The 7,258-nt window shown below is 74.0% G+C and carries 5 protein-coding genes and 1 tRNA gene; 4 read left to right on the forward strand and 2 right to left on the reverse strand.

What is annotated here, in order from left to right:
- Window positions 1-10 precede the first annotated feature (10 nt).
- Genes ABD899_RS06820 through hydA form a run of 3 tightly spaced genes read left to right on the forward strand, consistent with a single transcriptional unit; the run spans window position 11 to window position 5,096 of the window.
- Window positions 11-733 carry an FAD binding domain-containing protein gene (locus ABD899_RS06820; protein WP_345203871.1) on the forward strand — a complete coding sequence of 241 codons (723 nt, stop codon included), beginning with the start codon at window positions 11-13 and terminating at the stop codon, window positions 731-733.
- Entirely contained in the window at window positions 730-3,681 is a 2,952-nt protein-coding gene (locus ABD899_RS06825) for a molybdopterin-dependent oxidoreductase (RefSeq protein ID WP_345203873.1), read from the forward strand. Before ABD899_RS06820 ends, ABD899_RS06825 begins: the two co-directional genes overlap by 4 nt.
- An 8-nt stretch (window positions 3,682-3,689) precedes the next feature.
- Window positions 3,690-5,096, forward strand: a complete 1,407-nt coding sequence (hydA, locus tag ABD899_RS06830) for a dihydropyrimidinase (protein ID WP_345203876.1) — start codon at window positions 3,690-3,692, stop codon at window positions 5,094-5,096.
- A 15-nt stretch (window positions 5,097-5,111) separates the two neighbouring features.
- On the opposite strand, the gene ABD899_RS06835 is transcribed toward hydA, so the two are convergent.
- Window positions 5,112-6,416, reverse strand: coding sequence for a nucleotide disphospho-sugar-binding domain-containing protein (locus tag ABD899_RS06835; RefSeq protein ID WP_345203878.1), 1,305 nt, complete (start codon window positions 6,414-6,416; stop codon window positions 5,112-5,114).
- 38 nt (window positions 6,417-6,454) lie between these two features.
- On the opposite strand from ABD899_RS06835, the gene ABD899_RS06840 reads away from it, so the two are divergent.
- Window positions 6,455-6,931 carry a MarR family winged helix-turn-helix transcriptional regulator gene (locus ABD899_RS06840; RefSeq protein WP_345203880.1) on the forward strand — a complete coding sequence of 159 codons (477 nt, stop codon included), beginning with the start codon at window positions 6,455-6,457 and terminating at the stop codon, window positions 6,929-6,931.
- A 102-nt stretch (window positions 6,932-7,033) separates the two neighbouring features.
- On the opposite strand, the gene ABD899_RS06845 is transcribed toward ABD899_RS06840, so the two are convergent.
- A tRNA-Leu gene (locus tag ABD899_RS06845) sits at window positions 7,034-7,118 on the reverse strand.
- Between the last annotated feature and the right edge of the window lie 140 nt (window positions 7,119-7,258).

The following is a 7,258-nucleotide window of genomic DNA, read 5'->3' on the forward strand; positions in this document are numbered from 1 at the left end:
TGCTGGGGTCGTGACCACCACCGCCTACTGGCGCCCGTCGTCCGTCGCGCAGGCCCTGGAGCTGCTGGAGCGTCCCGGGGCGGTGGCCCTCGCCGGTGGAACGCGGCTGGGCGGGGAGCGCACGCACGAGGAGGTCGAGGTCGTCGACCTCCAGGCCCTCGACCTCGCCGGCTTCCGGGCGGGGGCGGGGGACGAGCTGACGATCGGGGCGATGACGACCCTGCAGCACCTCGCCGACGGCGACGGTGTCCCGGACGTGGTCCGCGAGGCCGCACGCCGCGAGCACCCGAGCACGCTGCGCGCCCAGGGCACGGTCGGAGGATGCCTCGCCACGGGGCACCCGGAGAGCGAGCTGCTCGCGGCCCTGCTCGTCCACGAGGCGGTCGTCCACCTGCGCACCCGGGAGACCACCGAGGCCGTGCCGCTCGCCCAGGTCCTCGCCGACCTGCCGCTGCCGGCGGCGAGCCTCCTCACCGCGGTCACGATCCGGACGAGCGGCCCCGCCGCGGTGTTCCGCACGGCTCGCACCCCGGCCGACCGTGCCATCGTCGCGGCCGCCGCGCGCGCGAGCGACGGTGGCCGGCTCCTCGCGCTCACCGGCGTCGCCGCGACCCCCGTGCTCGTCGAACCCGGCGCCGTGCCCGACCCGCCGGGCGACTTCCGGGGGGCCGGTGACTACCGCAGGGCCCTCGCCGAGGTGCTCCTGGCCCGAGCCGTGGAGGCGATCGCATGACGGACGTCGAGCTCACCCTCAACGGGATGCCGCGGCGCGTCACCTGCGCGCCCGGTGACTCGCTGCTCACCGTGCTGCGCCGCCTCGGCTGCTTCAGCGTGCGCTACGGGTCCGAGACGGGGGAGACCGGGGCCGCGGCGGTGCTCGTCGACGGTCGCCTCGTCGCGGCCGACGTGCTCCTCGCGGCCCAGGCGGGTGGCCACGAGGTGACGACCCTGGAGTCCCTCGACGTCGCCACCGGTGAGCTGCACCCGATCCAGGCCGCGTTCGTCGAGTCGGGGGCCCTGCAGTCCGGCTACTCGGCGGGGGCCATGGTGCTCGCGACCCGGGCGCTCCTCGAGCGGGTGCCCGACCCCTCCGAGCACGAGATCCGCGACGCCCTCTCCGGCATCCTCGACCGCGAGACCGGCTACGTGAAGGTGGTCGACGCGGTGCATCGCGCCGCGGCCCTGCTGCGGGGCGAGACCCCCGAGCCGATGGAGCCCGTCATCGTCCCGCCCCTCGAGGGAGCCACGACGCCGGATGCCGTGCCCGCGCCGGATGCCGTGCCCGACGCCCCGCTCGCCCGTCCCCGCCTCGTGCCGTCACCGGACGTCCCGCCGACCCGGGTCGTCGGCACCTCGGCGCCCAAGGTCGACGGCGTCAGGCTCGTCAAGGGGCGCCCCGCCTTCGTCGACGACATCGAGCTGCGCGGGATGCTGTATGCGAAGGTGCTGCGCAGCCCGCACGCCCACGCCCGCATCCTCGCCATCGACGACTCGCGCGCGCGGGCCCTTCCCGGCGTCCACGCCGTCCTCCACGCGTTCAACACCCCCCGGGTCAAGTACGCGTCCGGCGGCCAGAGCTGGCCGAACCCCCGACCGTGGGACCAGGTGAGCTTCGACGACAAGGTGCGCCACGTCGGCGACCGGGTCGCCGCCGTCGCCGCCGAGACGGTCGAGCTGGCCGAGCAGGCCTGCCGGCTCCTCGACGTGACCTACGAGGTCCTCCCGGCCGTCTTCGACGAGGTCGAGGCGATCGCACCGGGCGCGCCGGTCATCCACGACGAGGGTGACACCGACGGCATCCACGACGCCGCCCGCAACACGAGCCACCACATCGTCGGCCAGACGGTGCCGGACGACGCCCTCGCCGCGGCCTTCGACGCGGCGGAGCACGTCTTCGAGCAGACCTTCCACGTCCAGCAGCAGCAGCAGTGCCCCATCGAGCCGCACATCTGCATCGGGTGGCTCGACGAGGACGAGCGGCTCGTGCTGCGCAGCTCGACCCAGGTGCCCTTCCACGCCCGACGGATGGTCGCGCCGGTGCTCGGGCTGCCGGTCAAGCGGATCCGCGTCATCAAGCCGCGGATGGGGGGCGGGTTCGGCGGCAAGCAGGAGATGCTCCTCGAGGACGTCGTCGGCCACCTCGCGCTGGCCACCCGGCGCCCGGTGCGCCTCGAGCTGACCCGTGAGGAGGAGTTCGTCTCCTCGCGGATCCGCCACGCGCAGACCCTGACCTTCCGCACCGGCGTCGACGCGGAGGGCCGGCTGCTCGCCCAGGACCTCCACGTCGTCGGCAACACCGGGCCGTACGCGACGCACGGCCTCACCGTGCAGTCGGTCGCCGGCCAGCGCGGGCTGTCGGAGTACAACTGCCCGGCCAAGCGCTACACGGCCGACGTCGCCTACACGAACCGGCCGGTGGCCGGGGCGTTCCGCGGCTACGGCGCCCCGCAGGCGCTCTTCGCCCTCGAGTCGCACATGGACGACATCGCCCGCGAGCTCGACCTGGACCCCATCGAGCTGCGGCGCCGGAACTGGGTGCGCACCGGTGACCCCATCGACATCCTCCCGGCGCTCGGCGAGCGCGGCGCCATGGACGTCGGGGCGGAGGGGATGCCGCGCGTCACCACCTGTGCCACCGACGAGTGCGTCGCGCAGGCCCGGCGCGCCATCGGCTGGGAGCGCAGGGACGACCCGGCGTGGAGGCAGCCCGCCGACCGGCCGCACCTCCGGCGCGGCATCGGGTTCGCCCTGTGCATGCAGGCCACCGGAATCCCGAACCTCGACATGGGCGGCGCCTCGATCAAGATGAACGACGACGGGTCGTTCAACCTCCTCGTCGGGGCCACCGACCTCGGCACCGGCGCCGACACGGTCCTCGCGCAGATCGCCGCCGAGGTGCTCGGCGTGCAGGCGGACGACGTCGTCGTCTACGCGGCCGACACCGACCTCACGCCGTTCGACGTCGGGGCGTACGCCGACAGCACGACGTACATCTCCGGGGGGGCGGTCAAGAAGGCGGCCGAGACCGTCGCCGCCAGGATCACGGTGCGGGCCGCCCGCCTGCTCTACCCCGACGGTGCGGCGGGCACGGACGGCGCGGCCGGCATCCGGCTGCACGACGGGCGCGCGTGGGCACCCGACGGGCGGTCGGTCTCGCTCGAGGACGTCGCGCTGCACTCCCTCCACGTCGAGGACCAGGAGCAGATCATGGCGACGGCCTCCCACGTCTCGGGCGTGTCGCCGCCGCCCTTCGCCGCGCAGATGGCCGAGATCGAGGTCGACGTCGACACCGGGCAGGTCACGGTCGTCAGGCTCGTCATGGCCGTCGACTGCGGCGTCGCGATCAACCCGACGACCGCGAGTGGGCAGGTCGAGGGCGCGATGGTGCAGGCCCTCGGGTACGCCCTCACCGAGGAGGTCGTCCTCGACGAGCTCGGGCGCGCCGTCAACGCCCAGTTCGGGCCGTACTGGATCTTCCGGTCCGACGACACCCCGCCGATGGAGGTGTTCCTCGTGCAGACGATGGAGGCGAGCGGGCCGTTCGGGGCGAAGTCGGTCGGCGAGATCGCGATCGACGGCGTGGCCCCCGCCGTGCGCAACGCGATTCTCGACGCGACCGGTGTCGCCGTCAACGCGCTCCCGCTCACGCCCGAGCGGGTGTGGCGGGCCCTGCACGCCTAGCGGCCGCCGTGGACCGTCCGCTCGTGCTGCGCGGTGGCACCGTCGTGGATGCCGTCGGCCGACGCCGCGCGGACGTGCTCGTCCGCGACGGGCGGATCGCCGCCGTCGGGCCGGACCTCGCCCGGGCCGGTGCGGAGGCCGGGGCCGACGTCGTCGACGCGAGCGGCTCGTACGTCGTCCCGGGCGGCATCGACGTCCACACCCACCTCGCCCTTCCCGTGGGCGCGGTGACGTCGGCCGACGACTTCGAGTCGGGCACGGTGGCGGCGGCGTGCGGCGGCACGACGTGCGTCGTCGACTTCGCCGGCGCGGGCCGCGAGCCGTGGGAGGAGGCGCTGGCGACGTGGCACGGTCGCGCTCGGGGCCGAGCGGTCGTCGACTACGGGTTCCACCTCACCATCACCGAGCTGCCGGAGCGCCTCGACGACGCCGTGCGCCGCTTCGAGCGGTTCGTCGAGGAGGGGGTCACGAGCGTCAAGCTCTACATGGCGTACCCCGACCGGCTCATGGTGGACGACGAGACCCTCGGGCGGGCGCTGGCGGCGTCCCGGCTCACCGGGGTGCGGGTGTGCGTGCACGCCGAGGACGGCACCACCGTCGAGGCCCTCGCGGCGGCGGCGCTCGCGGCCGGGAGGACGGGGCCGGAGGCCGTGCCGTCGGTCCGGCCGCCGTCGGTCGAAGCCTCCGCGGTTCGGCGGGTCGGGGAGCTGGCGCTCGCGCAGGGGGCCTGGCTGTACGTCGTCCACCTCTCGAGCGCGGCCGGGCTGGAGGCCGTTCGCGCGGCGAGGGCTCGTGGTGCCGACATCCATGCCGAGACGTGCCCGCACTACCTCCACCTCGACCAGTCGCACCTCGAGGCGGGGGAGCAGGACTTCGTCTGCGCCCCGCCACTGCGCGAGGCGGCGGACCGGGCGGCGCTGTGGCAGGCTCTCGGCGCCGGGGACGTCGAGGTGGTGGGGACGGACCACTGCCCCTTCACGACCGCCGACCGGCGACGGGGGACCGCCGGCGGTGCCTGGGCGGACTTCCGGCAGATCCCGGGGGGTCTGAGCGGGGTCGAGACCCGGCTGTCGCTCGTCTACCAGGGAGTGCTCGACGGGCGGCTGACGCTCGAGCAGTGGGTCGAGGTCACGTCCGGGGCACCGGCCCGGCTCTTCGGCCTGGACCACGTCAAGGGTGCGGTGCAGCCGGGCCTGGACGCGGACCTCGTGGTCTTCGACCCGTCGGCGACCCGCCGTCTGGATGCCGTGCGCCTGCACTCGCGCTGCGACCACAGCGCCTACGAGGGCCTTCAGGTCGCCGGCTGGCCCGCACTGACCCTGAGCCGCGGGCGCGTCGTCGCTCGCGACGGCGAGCCGGCCGACGTCGAACCGGGCCGGGGCCACTACGTGCGGCGAGCACCCCTGCGACGGTGAGGCTGTCGGTGTGCGTCAGGCGGGTGCCTTTGCTCGTTCTGCCGCGCGCTCGGCGAGCCACGCGAGGATGACGTCGGCGGCGAGCGCAGCGCCGTCGACATCCGCGTAGAGGCCGGCCGCCGAGCGGGCGGCTGCGCCGTAGCGGGGCTGGGTGAGGAGGCGGGCGACCGCGTCGGTGAGGGCCGGGGTCGTCACCTCGCCGGGAGACATCCGGATCGCCATGCCGAGGCGCTCGGCGACCGCGACGTTGAGCTCCTGCTCCCCGTGGTACGGGAGGCCGACGAAGGGGGTGCCGGAGGCGATGGCGGTCTGCACGCTGCCCTGCCCGCCCATGATGACGGCGGCGGCCACGCGCGGCATGACCTCGTGGTTCGGGAGGATGCCGCAGACGAGGGTGCGGTCGTCGGCCAGGTCGGTCAGGTCGTGGACGGTCGCCGCGACGAGCACCCGGTGACCGGTCTCGCGAGTGCGTTCGACGATCGAGCGGAGGAGCGGCTCGCTCACCGAGGTCGGCGCGACGTAGACGACCGGGTCGTCGCCGTCGAGGAACTCGTCGACCGCGGGGGGAACGGGCAGGTCGAGGTGGGCGAAGAGCGGCCCGGTGAACCGGAAGGTCGTTCCCGGTCGCAGCCGGAAGGGCCACCGCGGCTCCCAGCGCTCCAGCTCGTGCTCGCTCAGCCCGAGGACCGCCGGCAGGTCCGTGACGAGGGTGAGGTCGCCGCACATCAGCCCCAGGAGGCGCGGCAGCGGGTCGACCCCCCGCTGCGCGGCGTGCCGGTTCAGCTGCGCGACCGGCCCGCGGATGAGGGCGGGGGCCCGGTTCGCGATCCAGTGCTGCACGCGGTGAGGGAGCTTCGCGAGGTTGGGGTCCGGCGGGTTGACCGCGACCGGGCAGAGCCCGTGGGCCAGCACGGGCGGCACGAACGAGCCACCGTGGTCCGTCGCCAGGGGCACCCCGGCGACCCGGGTCGAGAGGTACGCGGAGAGGGTGAACCCGGTGATGACGAGGTCGGCACGAACCTCCTGGATGAGGGCGACCTCGGCGTCGACGGCGGCGACCAGCTCGGTGTCGGTGTAGAAGTCCCGGCTGGTGCGTGGTCCCATGGCGAGGATCGCCTCGAGGAACGACTGCTCCATCTCGGGGGTGAGGCCCGGCTCGAGCCGCGACACGGGAAAGCCGGCCGCCTCGATGAGGTGGGCGTAGCTGCCACCGCGGCTGCCGAAGGCGACGGGGATGCCGCGGTCGCGCAGGGCCATGGCGATCTGCACGGCCCTCGAGACCTCGGAGAGGAAGAGGGCATGTGGGAGGAGCAGGATCATCGTCGCCGCCTTCTGGGAATCTATGTAAGATATTACCTATGCCCCCGGACGTCAATCCCGCGCTCGGTTCCGAGCCCTCCGTGCAGCTCTTCCGCACCGTCCTCGTCCTGGCGACCCACCTGCGCACGAGGATGGACCAGCGGTTGGCCGAGCTCGACCTCACCACCCAGCAGGCGGCGGTGCTCACCTTCGTCGAGGAGAGCGAGCGTGCGCCCACCCTCGGGGAGACCGCTCGAGCACTCGGCACCTCTCACCAGAACGCGCGTCAGGTCGTCGCCGTCCTGGAGCGCAAGAGCCTGGTCGAGGTGCGGCACGACGGGGACGACCGCCGGGTGCGCCGCCTCGCCGTGACCTCGCGCGTCGGCGAGGTCTTCACGAGGCGCGACCTCGACGACCGACTCGCCGTCACGCAGTGGCTCGGGGCGCTGAGCGAGCCCGAGCAGCGTCAGGCAGTGCAGCTGCTCGGCCGCGTGCTCGAGGACCTCGCCCGTTCCGGACCCGCGGATGGTCCCTGACGCTGGCGCGGCCGACCCGGGGGACGACGAAAGCTCCCGGCCGGAACGTCACCGGGCGGGAGCTTCGGGCACCTCGAGGGACGGCTCGGGGCCGACCATGTGTGTCCGAGGGGGGACTTGAACCCCCATGCCCAATAAGGGCACTAGCACCTCAAGCTAGCGCGTCTGCCAATTCCGCCACCCGGACGAGTGGTGCGAGGGCGGCCAGGGGAGGCCGTCCTGCGACCCGGAACGATACACGCATCCCCGCCGGGAACCGAAATCCGCGAGTTGACTCACGCTAAATGCCCGCGTGGTCGCAGTCGTTGACTCATCCGAGGATGCCCG

It is taken from the genome of Fodinibacter luteus, from assembly GCF_039541575.1.
GTDB lineage: Bacteria > Actinomycetota > Actinomycetes > Actinomycetales > Dermatophilaceae > Fodinibacter > Fodinibacter luteus.